The following is a 15,992-nucleotide window of genomic DNA, read 5'->3' as shown; positions in this document are numbered from 1 at the left end:
CAATGCTCACTGAGTCTAAATCGCAGCGCCACAGAAATTCCCCAGAGTTTCTGATATCCTTGCGGCGCATTTGCATTATTAACCTGAGGCTTTACATCATTTATGTCAGGCTGGCCAAGAATTTACTACAAATTACTGAATTTACCATTAAGCGTTCTGGTAAAGAGCAAGTCTATCCCGGCGGATCCCCAAACCGAACTCGGTCTGGACCCTTCACGCCCCATCATGTACGTCCTGCCCTACAATTCTAAGGCAGACTTACTGACGCTGCGTGCCCAATGTCTGGATCACGATCTGCCCGACCCGCTGGAACCTCTGGAAATTGACGGCGTACTGCTGCCGCGCTACGTGTTTATCCACGGCGGGCCGCGCGTCTTCACCTATTACACGCCAAAAGAAGAGTCGGTAAAACTGTTCCACGATTATCTGGATCTGCACCGCAGCAATCCCGATCTCGATGTACAGATGGTGCCGGTTTCCGTGATGTTCGGCCGCTCGCCAGGGCGCGAAAAAGGGGAAATCAACCCGCCTTTACGCACGCTGAACGGCGTCCAGAAATTCTTTGCGGTTTCCTGGCTGGGTCGCGATAGCTTCGTGCGTTTCTCGCCGCCGGTTTCGCTTCGCCGCATGGCAACCGAACACGGCACGGACAAGATTATTGCCCAAAAATTGGCTCGCGTGGCGCGCACTCACTTTGCCCGCCAGCGCCTGGCCGCCGTTGGCCCGCGCCTGCCGGTCCGCCAGGATCTCTTCAACAAGCTGCTGGCGTCAAAAGCGATTGCCCGCGCGGTAGAAGATGAAGCCCGCAGCAAGAAAATCTCCCACGAAAAAGCGCAGCAAAATGCCGTCGCGCTGATGGAAGAGATTGCCGCGAACTTCTCCTACGAAGCCGTACGTCTGACGGACCGCGTTTTAGGTTTAACCTGGAACCGCCTCTATCAGGGCATTAACGTGCATAACGCCGAACGCGTGCGTCAGCTTGCCCATGATGGCCACGAAATCGTCTATGTGCCCTGCCACCGCAGCCACATGGACTATTTGCTGCTTTCCTACGTGCTTTATCACCAGGGGCTGGTTCCGCCGCACATTGCCGCCGGGATCAACCTGAACTTCTGGCCAGCCGGCCCGATTTTCCGCCGCCTGGGCGCGTTCTTTATTCGCCGTACCTTCAAGGGCAACAAGCTTTACTCCACGGTATTCCGCGAATATCTGGGCGAGCTGTTCAGCCGCGGCTATTCCGTTGAATACTTTGTCGAGGGTGGCCGCTCCCGTACCGGTCGTTTGCTGGATCCTAAGACTGGCACGCTGTCGATGACCATTCAGGCCATGCTACGTGGCGGCACCCGCCCGATCACTCTGGTGCCGATTTACATCGGGTACGAGCACGTCATGGAAGTGGGCACTTACGCGAAAGAGCTACGCGGTGCGACCAAAGAAAAAGAGAGCTTCATGCAGATGGTGCGCGGCCTGAGTAAGCTGCGCAACCTCGGCCAGGGTTACGTTAACTTCGGCGAACCGCTGCCGCTGATGACCTACCTGAACCAGCATGTTCCGGAATGGAAAGACTCTATCGATCCGATAGAAGCAATTCGCCCGGCCTGGCTGACGCCAACGGTGAATGATATCGCTGCCGATATCATGGTGCGTATCAACAACGCAGGGGCCGCTAACGCCATGAACCTGTGCTGTACCGCGCTGCTTGCTTCACGCCAGCGTTCGCTGACCCGTGAACAGCTTACCGAACAGCTCGACTGCTACCTGAACCTGCTGCGTAACGTGCCGTATTCTCCGGATGCCACCGCACCAACGGTTTCCGCTGACGCGCTGATCGACCACGCGCTGCAGATGAACAAGTTCGAGGTGGAGAAAGACACCATCGGTGACATCATCATTCTGCCGCGCGAGCAGGCCGTGCTGATGACCTATTACCGCAACAACATCATGCACATGCTGGTGCTGCCGTCGCTGATGGCGTCCATCATCACTCAGCATCGCCACATCTCGCGCGCAGAGCTGCTGCGTCAGATAGAAGTTGTTTACCCGATGCTGAAAGCCGAGCTGTTCCTGCGTTGGGAAAAAAGCGAGCTGGGCAGAGAAATTGATGCGCTGATCGCGGAGATGGAGCGTCAGGATCTGGTCATGGTTGTCGGTGACGAAGTGCAGATTAACCCTCACCGCTCACGCACTCTGCAGCTTCTGGCGGCGGGGGTGCGCGAGACAATCCAGCGGTATGCCATCACCTTCTGGCAGTTGAGCGCCAACCCGTCGATCAACCGCGGAACGCTGGAACGCGAAAGCCGCACGGTGGCGCAGCGACTGTCCGTTCTGCACGGCATTAACGCCCCGGAATTCTTTGATAAAGCGGTCTTTACCTCGCTGGTGCTTACCCTGCGCGATGAAGGCTATATCAGCGATACCGGTGATGCAGACGCGACCGAAACCATCAAGGTTTACCAGATGCTGGCCGATCTTGTGACCTCGGACGTACGTCTGACGATTGAGAGCTCCGCTTCCCAGGACGCGGTTTCTTAATTCAGCAGAAACGAAAAAGGCGGGTGATTAACCCGCCTTTTTTATTACCTGAAGACTGACTCAGAAATGCAGGTAGCTCAACGCCAGGCCCAGGAACAGCACCAGCCCGACATAGTTATTGTTCATAAACGCTTTAAAGCAGCCTTCGCGCTCGCGTTTGGCGATCAGCTTCTGCTGGTGCACAAACAGCCCGCCCGCCAGCAAAATTGACCAGTAGAACGTGCCACCCAGCCCATTGAGCCAGCCCACAACGCCCATCAACAGCATGGTGGCGATTTGCAGCAGGCCGATGATCAGCTTATCGTTGCGGCCAAACAGGATCGCCGTCGACTTAATGCCAATCTTCAGGTCGTCGTCGCGGTCGACCATCGCATACTGCGTGTCGTACGCCACGGTCCAGCAAATGTTAGCGAAGAACATCAGCCAGCAGCTTAACGGCACCGATTCGCTGGCGGCGGCAAATGCCATAGGAATGGACCAGCCAAAAGCCGCACCCAGCACCACCTGAGGCAAATGGGTGTAGCGCTTCATAAACGGATACACCCATGCCAGCGCAAGGCCGGCCACGGACAGCAAGATCGTCATGGTGTTGAGCGTCAGCACCAGCAGGAAAGCCAGGCCCACCAGCACCGCGAACAGCGCCTTCGCTTCTTTCTCAGAAACTGCGCCACTGGGCAGCGGGCGCTGCGCGGTACGCTTTACGTGACCATCAAATTTACGGTCGGCATAATCGTTCACCACGCAGCCCGCGGCGCGCATCAGCCAGACGCCAGCGATAAAAACAACCAGATTCAGCAGCGAGGGTAAGCCCGGGGTGGCCACCCACAGCGCCCACAGCGTGGGCCATAGCAGCAACAAAGCGCCAATGGGCTTATCGGTACGCATTAACCGGTGATAAGCCAGCAGTTTTCCCTGCTTAAGACTCCACTCCATTATTTTTCCTCTTCGTACAGCGGAGATGCCGGCAGGAACAGTTCGGTCAGCAACAAAGGCTTACCGGAAAGTCTCAGTCGGGAACGACGTCCCCACAGTTCGGCGCTGCGGCCAATCTCAATATAGTCACGCGTCAGGGTTGATGAACTAAAAAGGTAGCGCCCGAGCGGCGTATCGCCAAGCTTTTGCAAAGCCAGCTCAGGGCCATCAAGCGTGCTTTCAGGCACCACGGTGCGCCCCAGCAGCCAGGGTTCGTCATCCCCGCAGAGGATAATTTCCCGCAGCCAGTAACGCGCAGAGGCAGGTAATAAATCGGCTTCGGGCAAATCATTGCCAGCAGGGACAAAACCTTCGCGCACGATGCGGACGGTGACTTTTTGGCAGTGCTGTTCGAAGCGTTTAGTCATCGAATCTTCCAGCAATAACCAGTCGAGATAAGCGGAGCTAAGCCCTTGCGGGACCTCCGTGTAGAAATTCAGGGCGCGCAACGGCGACAGCGCGTCGGACATGGGAATACTCTCCGATACATAACCTGATGGCATTGTAACGCAGAACATCTCTGTGCGGGCAGACAATGGCAACACACGCGGCAAATACCGCAACAATTGAGCAACAGCAACTTAAAGTTTTTAGGCTATAGAAAAAAGGTGCGCCTGAGCGCACCAATACTTCAAGCATCAGCAACGTGGGGAAATGGTTACCCCTTGCCTTTTACACTGCTGATAAAAGTTTTACGGGCGGAGGTGGAACCCAGACGCTCGGCTTCATTCAGCAGTTTCAGGGCTTTATCAATGTCGCCTTTATCCACCGCCTGTTTAATGGCGCGGTTAAAATAGCTTTCCGTATCATTGAGCATTGGCTCGCTTTTCGCGGCAGGCGCCGGAGCTGGCGCTGCCACTGGTGCTGGTGCTGGTGCAGCGGCCGGTGCAGAGTAGGCCGTCAGTGGCGCTACGTTACCGACCACAACAGGTTTGGTATCGGATCCACCAAAGATCTTACCGATCATGATGTTGCCGCTGTTTTGTTCGGTTTTCAGCTTCACCGTCAGGGTACCTTGCCCACTGTGGCTAGCAATCGGATCGGCCACATCAGGAATGGCGTTGCTTGCCCCTTCAGCATAAAGCTTCGCCGGGTTGATCATGCGGGTCGTTTCCGTCAGATCGTGTTTCGTGGTGTACACCAGCATGTAGATCTGTTTTTGCCCCATCATCGGAGTCAACTTCATGACGTTTTCCAGACGGTTGCCGGAGGTCATGCCCGGTTTCTGGTACTGGAAGTAACTGCTCGGGAAGAAAGCAGAAGGCTGCATCTGCCCGTCGAGAATCAGAACGTTTGGCGCATAAACGCTCAGGTCTTTAACCACGCTGGACAACGTGATTTCCAGTGAGCCCTGATCCGCTGGCAGCACGAAGGCGGCCACACTCCCGGTGAGCTCTCCGACATTAATGCTGGCCGAAGAGGCGCTCAGCACCACGTCCTGGCTGACGGGAGGTATCAACGGAACCCATGGCAGGCTTTGTAATTTGTCCGCAGGAATAGACGGTGCGGTAGAGACATTCTGTGGGTTAATCGCCGTGTTGGCGGCAAAAGAAGCCGGCACGGACGATAGGCCCAGAACGGGAAGCAGGCAAAGCGCAAGAAGATGTTTTTTCATTGTTTTATCCTCGAAGCGAACCCGCCTCCTTCAGGCAAAAAAGAGACGGGTCAGGCATGTGAAACTGGCGGGCGCTAAGCACCCGCGCAGTGGGTTAACTTACCACCAGGCTTCCATCTGAATACCGAAGGTCACTTCGCTATCGTTGCCACGGCTAAAGGTACGGGCGCTGGTATCGCTGAAAGCAATGCCGGATGGCGTGCCAGCTACGTAGTTAGCATCGCTGGCGTCACTGGAAGAGTAACCCCACTTCTCATCCCACTTGGCGTAGGTCGCGAAGACGCGAATAGCCGGACGAGACCAGATGCTGTTCCCCGCCTGCCACTGTTGCGCCAGGGTGATTTTGTACTGATTGTTGCTCTTGTCGGTCAGCTGAGACTTCACGTTGTCGTAGCCAACTTCCATCAAGGTGCTCATGATTGGCGTCCATTTGTACATAGGACGAACGCCCACGGTCCACCATTTGGTGCCGTTGTTATCATCGCGGTTGATATCCTGGTACATACCCACATACATCAGGCCCCAGGTATCGTTGAAGTCGATAGCCCCGTGGTCAATGACGCGCAGCATTTTGCCATCGTTGTTTCTGGAAGTATCCGGACGACCGGTACCGTTGGTCTGCGCCATGGCGTTGGTGCCGTACTGCACCACAAATTTGTTCAGGCTGGTGCCGAGGAAGGTCTGGGTATGCTCTACGGTTCCCAACCAACCATTTTTAGTCGCATCCTGCTCAACAAAATCGTAGTGCTTGGTGGTGTTTGCACGGCCGTAGTCAAAACCAACTTCCAGAGAACCGCCCGGGTTAACTTGCATCTGGCCTAAACGAATATCAAAGATATCGTTCGCCAGGTCTTTATTTTTGGTAGAACCGTTGATAAAGGCCTCTGAACCACCGGCTTCACCGTTACGGGTTGCGGCCAGGGAGAGTTTACCGAAGCCCAGATCGATATCTTCGATACCGCCGCCAGGGCCTGAGATATCCCAGTAGTAGAAGTCGATCATGTGCACGTCATGGCGTTTGTAATAACGCTTACCTGCCCAAATGTTCGCGCCCGGCAGCGCGTCGATCAGGTTTTTACCCACGACGTTCATCTGGCGTACACGCGGGCCGCCGTCGGTGTCTTCAACGTCGTTCAGCTGGCTGGTGGCATAGCCAATCATGGTGTCAACGTAGAAGCTTTTTTCACCTTCTTGCCAAACTTGCTGACCTAACTCAACTTCAGCATAAGTTTCACATTCGTTACCCAGACGGTATTTAGAACCGGCACCTGTCGCTTTAAAACACTGCTGCTCGCCGCCGCTGCCTGTCCAGCCAATACCAGAACGTGCATAGCCCTTGAAGTCAACGGCGCCGGCCTGTGCAGACACGATGCCTGCAATCACGGCGACCGCCAGTGGGAGTTTGCGCAGAGTAATCATCATTCTATCTCCTGAGATCATTGCTTTTCTTTTTTATGGGAATGCTTAAACGCCGGGCTCTTGATGCAACCGACGACATGCGGTGCCATCTTCTCGGAACAGATGACAGCGCTCTGGCGGCAGGCCAATAGCGAATGTGGCACCCTCTTTTACCAACACCACGTCGTTCTGGCGGTAAACCAGGTTTTGACGAATGGCGGGGATTTGGATGTGAATCTGAGTCTCATGTCCCAACTGCTCAACGACCTGCACTTCCCCTTCAAGGGTGACATCAGCAATGTCGCTCGGCAGCAGGTGTTCCGGGCGAATGCCAAGTGACATATTGGCCCCCACCTGAACGTTGCGGCTTTCCACCGGCAGCCAGACATGCTGACGGTTAGGCAATTCCACCTGCACCTGATCAATGGCCGTCGCGGTCACTTTTACCGGCAGGAAGTTCATTTTTGGCGACCCGATAAAGCCCGCCACAAAGCGGTCTGCCGGGTAGTGATACAGTTCTAGCGGTTTCCCGACCTGCGCAATCCGGCCGGCATCCAGCACGACGATTTTGTCGGCCAGGGTCATCGCTTCAATCTGGTCGTGGGTCACGTAAATCATCGTGCGGCCCAGGCGCTTGTGCAGGCGGGAGATCTCAATGCGCATCTGCACGCGCAGCGCGGCATCCAGGTTGGAAAGCGGCTCATCCAGCAGGAACACTCGCGGCTCCGCCACCAGGGTTCGGCCAATCGCGACGCGCTGACGTTGCCCACCGGACAGCGCCTTAGGGCGGCGCTCCAACAAATGCGCGAGCTGTAAGGTTTCGGAAACCTGATTCACGCGCTGGTTGATCTCGTCTTTTTTTGCCCCGGCAAGCTTCAGGCCAAAGGACATGTTTTCGGCGACGGAGAGATGGGGATAGAGGGCGTATGACTGAAAGACCATGCCCACGCCACGCTCGGCGGGTGGGGTGTCATTCATCCGTTTTTCACCAATCAGCAGCTCGCCGCTGGTGATGGTTTCAAGGCCTGCGATCATTCGCAGCAGCGTTGATTTACCGCAGCCAGATGGCCCGACAAAAACCACGAATTCTCCCTCATTGATGTCGAGATTGATGTCTTTCGACACCACCACGTCACCCCAGGCTTTTGTTACGTTCCGTAGCTGCACGCTCGCCATTACCACTCCCTCATTACTGCCGCCTGCCGTCGGACAGGTGATTCAAGATGTGTCCGACTATGAGGGATAGCTACATTTGGTAAATCCTCCGCCCTATGGCTTTTTTATGGGGGAGGAGGCGGGAGGATGAGAGCGTGGTATCTGCAACCGGTTGCAGGCGGCACAAGGGATTTTCGTGATCGCGGCTTCAGTTTTCGCTGCGTTTTTATGTGCGCCAGGACACATAACGCTGAGTTATGCAAAGCAGATCACAGATAACTGCCCAGGGGCGTAGAGCAAAGGAGGATGAGAAGCGCTTGCCATCTCCGCAGACTTAGCACCGTGAATCTGCACTCCCCTATGAAGCGCACACCACCACTCAAAAGGATGGGAACATGAAAATGAAAACCGGCGCCCGCGTTCTCGCTTTGTCAGCCCTGGCAACGATGATGCTTTCCGCCTCTGCACTGGCAAAAATCGAAGAAGGCAAACTGGTCATCTGGATTAACGGCGATAAGGGCTACAACGGCCTGGCCGAAGTCGGTAAGAAGTTTGAGAAAGATACCGGTATTAAAGTCACCATTGAACATCCTGATAAGCTTGAAGAAAAATTCCCACAGGTGGCGGCAACCGGCGATGGCCCGGACATTATCTTCTGGGCTCACGACCGCTTCGGTGGCTATGCGCAGTCCGGCCTTTTGGCCGAAATCACCCCAGACAAAGCCTTCCAGGACAAACTCTATCCGTTTACCTGGGACGCCGTACGTTACAACGGCAAATTCATCGCTTACCCGATTGCGGTAGAGGCGCTGTCGCTGATTTATAACAAAGACCTGGTTCCAAACCCGCCGAAAACCTGGGAGGAGATCCCCGCCCTGGATAAAGAGCTGAAGGCCAAAGGTAAGAGCGCGCTGATGTTCAACCTGCAGGAACCGTACTTCACCTGGCCGCTAATTGCGGCAGACGGCGGGTATGCCTTCAAGTTCGAAAACGGCAAATATGATGTGAAGGATGTGGGCGTAGACAGCGCGGGGGCGAAAGCCGGCCTGAGCTTCCTGGTCGATATGATCAAGAACAAGCAGATGAACGCCGACACCGACTACTCCATTGCCGAAGCCGCGTTTAACAAAGGCGACACGGCGATGACGATCAACGGCCCGTGGGCCTGGGCTAACATCGACAAGAGCAAAATCAACTACGGCGTGACGCTGCTGCCTACCTTTAAAGGCAAGCCGTCTAAACCGTTTGTCGGCGTCCTGAGCGCCGGTATCAACGCCGCCAGCCCGAATAAAGAACTGGCGAAAGAGTTCCTTGAGAACTACCTGTTGACCGACCAGGGTCTGGCGGATGTGAACAGGGACAAACCGCTCGGTGCCGTGGCGCTGAAATCGTTCCAGGAGCAGTTGGCGAAAGATCCACGTATTGCCGCCACCATGAATAACGCCCAGAAGGGCGAGATTATGCCTAATATTCCTCAGATGTCTGCCTTCTGGTATGCCGTACGCACCGCGGTTATCAACGCCGTTAGCGGCCGCCAGACCGTTGATGCGGCGCTAAAGGATGCTCAGGGACGTATCACTAAGTAAATCTTGCCCCTCACCCCGGCCCTCTCCCCATAGGGGAGAGGGGGAATTGGACTGAACCCGGTTCTCTCCCACTGGGGAGACGGAATTCGGATTGAGCCCGCTCCCCCGCTGGAGTGAGAAAACAGGCCCTTTCTGTCCCCTCTCCCCCCTGGGGAGAGGGTTAGGGTGAGGGGAAATAACACGCTGTAGAGGAACACCCCATGGATGCAGTTAAAAAGAGCCGCTGGTGGCAAAGCGAGGGACTGAAATGGTCACTCATCGGGGCATTAGGCCTGCTGGTTGGCTATCTTGTGGTTTTAATGTACGCCCAGGGGGAGTACCTGTTCGCCATAATGACGCTGATTTTAAGCTCACTTGGCCTCTATATTTTTGCTAACCGTAAGGCATACGCCTGGCGCTACGTTTATCCCGGCATGGCCGGCATGGGGCTGTTCGTCCTCTTCCCGCTGATCTGCACTATCGCTATCGCTTTTACCAACTACAGCAGCACCAACCAGCTGACGTTTGAACGCGCGCAGCAGGTGCTGATGGACCGCCAGTATCAGGCAGGCAAAACGTTCAACTTTGGCCTTTACCCAGACGGCAATGAATGGACGTTAGCGCTCACCGACGGGGAAAGCGGGAAAAACTATGTCTCGGACAAGTTTACCTTTGGTGGTGAACAAAAAATCCAGCTGAAAGAAGCCGATGCGTTGCCAACAGGAGAGCGCGGCAACCTGCGCGTGATCACCCAAAACCGCCAGGCGCTGAGCCAGATAACCGCCGTGTTGCCGGATGAAAGCAAGGTGGTGATGAGCTCCCTGCGCCAATTCTCTGGCACCCGCCCGCTCTACACTCTGGCAGAAAACGGCGAGCTGACCAATAACCAGACCAGCGTAAAATACGCCCCGAACGACCATATTGGTTTTTACGAGTCGGTAAACGCCGACGGCAGCTGGGCCGGAGAACAGCTAAGCCCGGGCTATACGGTCACTATCGGCTGGAAAAATTTCCTGCGCGTTTTTCACGATGACGGGATCCAAAAACCGTTCCTGGCTATCTTCGTCTGGACGGTGATTTTCTCGGTGCTGACGGTGATTCTTACCGTCGCGGTGGGGATGGTGCTGGCCTGCGTAGTGCAGTGGGAAGCGCTCAAAGGCAAGGCGGCTTATCGCCTGTTGTTAATTCTGCCCTACGCCGTGCCTTCGTTTATTTCCATTTTGATTTTCAAAGGCTTATTCAACCAAAGCTTTGGCGAAATCAATATGATGCTGAGCGCACTGTTCGGCATTAAGCCCGCCTGGTTCAGCGACCCAACCACCGCTCGCTCAATGATCATCCTCGTCAATACCTGGCTGGGTTATCCCTACATGATGATTCTGTGCATGGGGCTGCTGAAAGCGATTCCTGACGATCTTTATGAGGCGTCGGCAATGGACGGCGCGGGCCCGTTCCAGAACTTCTTTAAAATCACGCTCCCGCTGCTGATTAAGCCGCTCACGCCGCTGATGATTGCCAGCTTCGCCTTTAACTTTAACAACTTCGTTCTGATTCAGCTGCTGACCAACGGCGGCCCGGACAGACTCGGGACGACCACACCAGCGGGTTATACCGACCTGCTGGTGAGCTACACCTACCGCATCGCCTTTGAAGGCGGCGGCGGTCAGGACTTTGGCCTGGCTGCAGCTATCGCAACGCTTATCTTCCTGCTGGTGGGCGGCCTTGCGATTGTGAACCTGAAAGCTACCCGCATGAAGTTTGATTAAGGAGACCGACGATGGCCATGGTGCAACCCAAATCTCAAAAGCTGCGTCTGTTTCTCACGCACTTTCTGCTGCTGCTGTTTATCGCGGCAATCATGTTCCCGCTGCTGATGGTCATCGCCATCTCGCTGCGTCCGGGTAACTTTGCCACCGGGAGCCTGATCCCGGACCAGGTTTCATGGGAACACTGGAAGCTGGCGCTTGGCTTTAGCGTTGAGCACGCGGACGGTCGCGTCACGCCGCCACCGTTCCCGGTGCTGCTCTGGCTGTGGAACTCGATAAAAATTGCCGGGATCACGGCGATAGGTATCGTTACCCTTTCTACAACCTGCGCCTACGCTTTTGCCCGTATGCGTTTCCCCGGCAAAGCCACGCTGCTGAAAGGGATGCTGATTTTCCAGATGTTCCCGGCGGTGCTGTCTCTGGTGGCGCTGTATGCCCTGTTTGATCGTCTGGGCCAGTACATTCCGTTTATTGGTCTGAACACGCACGGTGGGGTGATCTTTGCGTATTTAGGCGGGATAGCGCTACACGTCTGGACGATTAAGGGCTATTTCGAAACGATTGATGGCTCGCTGGAAGAGGCCGCCGCGCTGGATGGCGCGACGCCGTGGCAGGCATTCCGTCTGGTGCTGCTGCCGCTGTCGGTACCGATTCTGGCCGTGGTCTTTATTCTGTCGTTTATTGCCGCGATTACCGAGGTGCCGGTGGCTTCGCTGCTGCTGCGCGACGTGGACAGCTACACGCTGGCCGTGGGGATGCAGCAATACCTTAACCCGCAGAATTACCTGTGGGGCGATTTTGCCGCCGCGGCGGTGCTCTCCGCGATACCGATTACCGTTGTGTTCCTGCTGGCCCAGCGCTGGCTGGTGAGCGGCCTGACCGCTGGCGGGGTGAAAGGTTAACGTTTATCCCTGAAGTCATTTGCTTCATCTTTATGCCATACCACTGCAACCCTCACTTTGACCTTAGCTCTTTATTCAGGCGGCCCAAGGGCCGCCCTTTTTTATTCCCGCTTCAGGCGCTGGCTGTTACACAACCAAAGCGTAATCACCAACACCAGAATCGCGGCCGAGTAGATCAGCACGTCCAGCGGCGAACTGTGGTCAATGATAATCAGGCGCACAACTGCGGTAATGCCGATGTAGATAAAGTAGCGCAGCGGGAAGTGATAGCCCGACTGAAAATACTTCACAATCAGCGCGATAAACTCGAAATAGAGGAAGTAAACCACCAGCCCCTCGATAAACAGATACGAGCTGGCGTCATCTCCCGGCGCAAACAATACGGTGGCCAGGTGAATGGTCTCTTTGCCGAGGAAGATAATCAAAATCAGCCCAAGGGCTAACAGCCCCAGATTAAGCACCGTCTGCATGACGGTAGAAATCCAGGAAAAACGCGGTGTCGCAGGCATAACGGCCTCTCATTTTTATTGTGGTCTTGAGAGGCTGTTATACGTCTAAAATGTGATCTTGATCTAGTTTATTTACTTACCTTCGTTAGCGGAAATTTTCGCTGCGGTCGCTGGTCACCCCATACAGGTCAAACTTACGGCCCAGCATCTGCCCGCCGTCACGCGTCAGCGGTGTCCAGGTCACCTGCGCCCGGCTGCGGGTTGGGTAAGCCGAGAAGATATCCAGCGGCACATTGATGTAGAAACCTTTGGTGAAGTCCCCCTCGCCGTACTCTTTCTTCGACACGTTGGTGATGGTGGCGTAGGTGCCCACCACGATCCCGCTGTCAAAGTGTTTGGAAATCTCCAGCGTGCCGCCTTTATCCTGCGCCAGATACTGGCCGATACTGAGCTTAACCAGCACATCCTGAGCAAACGGCGGCGTCCAGTAGCCGGTGATATGCCCGGTCTTCGCGCTGTAGTCGGTAAATTTCATCATGTCCTGCGAACTGCGCCAGTCACGCTGTTTGACGTAGTTGCCGTTGACGCCGATCGCCCAGTTGCTGTCCACCGGACGGTAAAGCAGCTCGGCCCCCGCCCCGCCGTACATGGTTTCCAGATAGCCCGCATAAACCTGGCCGTAAATCCCATGCCCAAAGTACTGGAAGTAGTTGGCCTGCAGGTTGTTGATGTACACATCGTTTTCTACATATTCGCGAACGTGGGTACGCACGCGCGGCAGCGTAGAATCCATTGGCGGATTGGTGTAGTTAAATTTGTCGTAGTTATTGGCGACGTTGGCAAACAGGCTGCCGCTGGTTAACAGGTGATCCGTCAGCCAGTAATCGACGTTCCCCATCACCCCGACCTGATACATATAGAAGCTTTCCGGGCCACCGATAGACTGGTTGAGAATCGGATCAATTGAATAATTAAAGCGCGACTTCTCGATGTAGTATCCCTGTTCGGTGCTTTCTGGCACCACCGGCTCAACGCGTTTTTGTACCAGCGTCGTTTCCTGCCCCAGCGGTTCCCCCTCAAGGTGCCGACGCAGGCTGGCCACGTCCGTTTCAGTGGTAACCTGCGGCATATTAATCCGGCTTTCGGTAATGCGGATGGTGCGAATATTATCCGGCAGGTCATTCATCACGATGCGGTTGGCGCGTTCGATGCCTTCGCGGGAATTGCGATATTTCACCTGCTCGCCCGTGACGTAGAGCGTATCCCCTTTGACCTGAATGTTCGGGTTGATCAGCCCGGCGTTGTATTTCAGGTCGGTCAGCTGATTGGCCACCACGTTGTGCTGCAGAATTTCGTCCTGCGGGTGCGGCTGATACTCAGGACGACGGGAATCGTTGTACCCCGGCTTGAGGTCATTGAAATTGGTGCGGAGCGTCACGCCAAACATAAAGGTGTTGCCGCGCTCGTAGCTCATGTTCACGTCGGCCCAGTCGGTCACCCGGTAGATAGCGCCGACGTTAACGCTGCTGCGCTGGTCTATTTTCCCCGCAAACTCATGGCTGTAGTTGTTGCCCTCATATTCAACCTTCAGCCTGAGTGGCTGCCACGGCGTCTGGTACTCTACGCCGCCAAACAGCGACGTCGGGCCGTGGAACATGCCGCTAAAGTTGAAGGAGCCCGCCATTTGGTAGCTGTTATCCCGGTGGCAGTATTTGTCGCTGTATTCACAGAGCGGGTTTTTGATGTTGCCGCTGGTGCCTAAATACCCCCAGCCCATGCCAAGGCTGAAGTCGAACGGCCCCCAGGCTTTGCTCGCCACTACATATTCACCGTCAAACAGCCCGGTGCCGCCCAGGTCACGAATACCGGCAGAGACCTGAGGCAGCCAGTAGCCCTCTTCCCACAGGCGGAATTTCACGTCAAACGCTTTGTCTTTATAGGTCTGGTCACCCGAGAAAGCCTTCACGCTACTGTAGTGACGTGTGCGCACGTCGGTGTAGCGCAGCGTGGCCTCCATCCAGGGGAAAAGCTGCATGGAGGCGGAGTAGAAGCGGTACTGATCGTTGTCGCGGTAGTTGAGATTAAATTCGCCCTCAGGCGCCATGCGCGCCGTCGGCGTTTGCAGCAGACCCGCGCCGCCAAAGTCTGCCTGCGAAGGGCCAACGGGTGCCGGATACGTTTCGGCGCGGCAGGCGGAAGTCACCGCCAGCGCAATCAGGCTATACAGGTAACGTTTTTTCATTAATCCGGTATCCGATGGGTCAGGGTATTAAGAATCTGCTGGTTCAGCTCATCAAAGGTGGCGCTGAAAAGGCGGTCAGAGAATCCCACAAAGATAAGGCTACCTGGCGACGGTTCTCTATGGCGTTTATTCCAGTAAGCAACTGGCGCTTTTTCGATTTTGCCGTCCGGGTAAATCACCCAGGCATAACTTCTTTCGGCCCCGCTCAACAGGCTGACGTCGTCCAGATAGTCATCCACGCTGCGTCCGGGGGTAAAAGGTTTCACGCCGGGCGAACTGACTAATCCCACCAGGGTGATGGTTGTGGGCTGCGGGCCGGCCCAAAGGCTGTATTCCCCCTGAAGCGGCACGTTTGATTGTGGGCGAAGGCGAACCCAGTCGGGGTCCAGATTGACAAACTGCCGCCCGGTCACATGCATAGCGCTGAGCTGCTGGCGCAGTCCGTTGATTGCCGCCCCGTCGTCTCCGCCTTCGTCCGCCGCCACTTCAGCCAGGCGCGCCAGAAGCTGCTGGTGTTTTTGCTCTTCTGCGGCGCTTGCCTGCCGGGTGCTAATCACCGCCGCAGGCCACCAGGTGCGGCTTAACGCAGGGTTAGTCACCAAATCCGCCAGCCTGGCGGCATCTTTAATCACCCGCGGCTGCGTTTGCGGTTGGGTATAGACCGTCACGGTACTTTCTGCGTGTGTAAAGGCGCTGGCAAAAAGCAGAGCCATAAACGTAAAGGGGAGTTTTTTCATTGTTTTGCCGCCTTCACAAGAAGCGTGGTAATGGGCCAGTAGCCGGGGCCAAGGTACTGTTTTGATTTGCGGATTTGGCCTTCATCGTCCACCCAATAGCGGTTCGTCCAGCTTTTCCCGAGCGCGGTTACCTCTTCTTCCAGGACGCGTACTTTGGTCACGCTACTGCCAAGCTTCACCGTCTCGGTGCCGTCAAATTCAAAGGTGGACGTTGCGGTGGCGTAGCGAACCTGCTGGCGTTCAGTCCAGGCCATCTGCCGGGTCCAGCTCGCGCCATCCTTAATCTGTTTCACGTTCGCCAGCGGGTCACGGGACAGGTTGGTCACTTCCGTCAGGTTGTCGCCCAGCCCGGAGGTTTTCACAATGCGGCCGTTCTGCGTGACGATGACCGATCTGTCCTGCGTCACCCACTTCTGCTGGCCGTCTTCGTTATAGGCCAGCACCACAAACAGCTGCGGGCCGTTGTTGATGCTCATGTACTGGCTCGCGTAGCGCATCTCGGCAATTTCATCGTCGGTAAGCTGCACGCCCCCACCTCCGGCAATACTGTTCCAAAGCGAGGTGCCAAGCCCTCTGGTGGTCGCTGAGCACGCCTGGAGTAACAGACAGACAAAGAGTATTGCGAGTCGCTGCACGGTAATTCCCCGATTTAAAATAAC

General features: G+C 55.7%; 13 protein-coding genes. 4 read left to right on the top strand and 9 right to left on the bottom strand.

The genetic code is table 11. From position 1 onward, the window contains the following. Positions 1–102: 102 nt before the first annotated feature. Positions 103–2,532, top strand: a complete 2,430-nt coding sequence (plsB, locus tag AAIE02_RS15535; protein WP_008455842.1) for a glycerol-3-phosphate 1-O-acyltransferase PlsB — start codon at positions 103–105, stop codon at positions 2,530–2,532. Positions 2,533–2,592: 60 nt separating this feature from the next. Here the strand turns inward: plsB and ubiA are convergent, their stop codons facing one another. The 5 genes from ubiA to malK form a co-directional block, all read right to left on the bottom strand. Beyond that, a complete protein-coding gene (gene ubiA, locus AAIE02_RS15530; protein WP_498532856.1) occupies positions 2,593–3,465 on the bottom strand; it encodes a 4-hydroxybenzoate octaprenyltransferase in 873 nt (290 codons plus the stop codon). Further along, positions 3,465–3,974 carry a chorismate lyase gene (gene ubiC, locus AAIE02_RS15525; protein WP_008455844.1) on the bottom strand — a complete coding sequence of 170 codons (510 nt, stop codon included), beginning with the start codon at positions 3,972–3,974 and terminating at the stop codon, positions 3,465–3,467. Before ubiC ends, ubiA begins: the two co-directional genes overlap by 1 nt. A gap of 188 nt (positions 3,975–4,162) precedes the next feature. Continuing rightward, on the bottom strand, positions 4,163–5,119 hold the full coding sequence (gene malM / locus AAIE02_RS15520; protein ID WP_498532855.1) for a maltose operon protein MalM: 957 nt from the start codon (positions 5,117–5,119) through the stop codon (positions 4,163–4,165). Positions 5,120–5,218: 99 nt separating this feature from the next. Further along, on the bottom strand, positions 5,219–6,541 hold the full coding sequence (locus AAIE02_RS15515) for a maltoporin (protein WP_336709054.1): 1,323 nt from the start codon (positions 6,539–6,541) through the stop codon (positions 5,219–5,221). A 42-nt stretch (positions 6,542–6,583) separates the two neighbouring features. Next, positions 6,584–7,693, bottom strand: a complete 1,110-nt coding sequence (malK, locus tag AAIE02_RS15510) for a maltose/maltodextrin ABC transporter ATP-binding protein MalK (protein ID WP_008455848.1) — start codon at positions 7,691–7,693, stop codon at positions 6,584–6,586. 374 nt (positions 7,694–8,067) lie between these two features. Between malK and malE the strand changes: the two genes are divergently transcribed. From malE to malG, 3 genes are all read left to right on the top strand, one after another. Beyond that, complete coding sequence (gene malE, locus AAIE02_RS15505; protein WP_498532854.1) at positions 8,068–9,258, top strand: maltose/maltodextrin ABC transporter substrate-binding protein MalE; 1,191 nt, start codon at positions 8,068–8,070, stop codon at positions 9,256–9,258. A gap of 200 nt (positions 9,259–9,458) precedes the next feature. Continuing rightward, on the top strand, positions 9,459–11,003 hold the full coding sequence (gene malF / locus AAIE02_RS15500; RefSeq protein ID WP_498532853.1) for a maltose ABC transporter permease MalF: 1,545 nt from the start codon (positions 9,459–9,461) through the stop codon (positions 11,001–11,003). Between the two features lie 11 nt (positions 11,004–11,014). Further along, positions 11,015–11,905, top strand: coding sequence for a maltose ABC transporter permease MalG (gene malG / locus AAIE02_RS15495; protein WP_008455854.1), 891 nt, complete (start codon positions 11,015–11,017; stop codon positions 11,903–11,905). A 101-nt stretch (positions 11,906–12,006) separates the two neighbouring features. Here the strand turns inward: malG and psiE are convergent, their stop codons facing one another. From psiE to AAIE02_RS15475, 4 genes are all read right to left on the bottom strand, one after another. After that, entirely contained in the window at positions 12,007–12,414 is a 408-nt protein-coding gene (gene psiE, locus AAIE02_RS15490) for a phosphate-starvation-inducible protein PsiE (protein WP_008455857.1), read from the bottom strand. 85 nt (positions 12,415–12,499) lie between these two features. Then, positions 12,500–14,596 carry a YjbH domain-containing protein gene (locus tag AAIE02_RS15485; protein ID WP_008455859.1) on the bottom strand — a complete coding sequence of 699 codons (2,097 nt, stop codon included), beginning with the start codon at positions 14,594–14,596 and terminating at the stop codon, positions 12,500–12,502. Continuing rightward, positions 14,596–15,333 carry a capsule biosynthesis GfcC D2 domain-containing protein gene (locus AAIE02_RS15480; RefSeq protein ID WP_166993044.1) on the bottom strand — a complete coding sequence of 246 codons (738 nt, stop codon included), beginning with the start codon at positions 15,331–15,333 and terminating at the stop codon, positions 14,596–14,598. Before AAIE02_RS15480 ends, AAIE02_RS15485 begins: the two co-directional genes overlap by 1 nt. Next, positions 15,330–15,968: a YjbF family lipoprotein gene (locus tag AAIE02_RS15475; RefSeq protein WP_498532852.1), complete on the bottom strand. Its 639-nt coding sequence runs from the start codon at positions 15,966–15,968 to the stop codon at positions 15,330–15,332. Before AAIE02_RS15475 ends, AAIE02_RS15480 begins: the two co-directional genes overlap by 4 nt. Between the last annotated feature and the right edge of the window lie 24 nt (positions 15,969–15,992).

This window comes from Cedecea sp. Ae19-4, assembly GCF_059801165.1.
The sequence above is the reverse complement of the archived record's forward strand: the minus strand, read 5'-3'. Positions and strand labels throughout refer to the sequence as shown.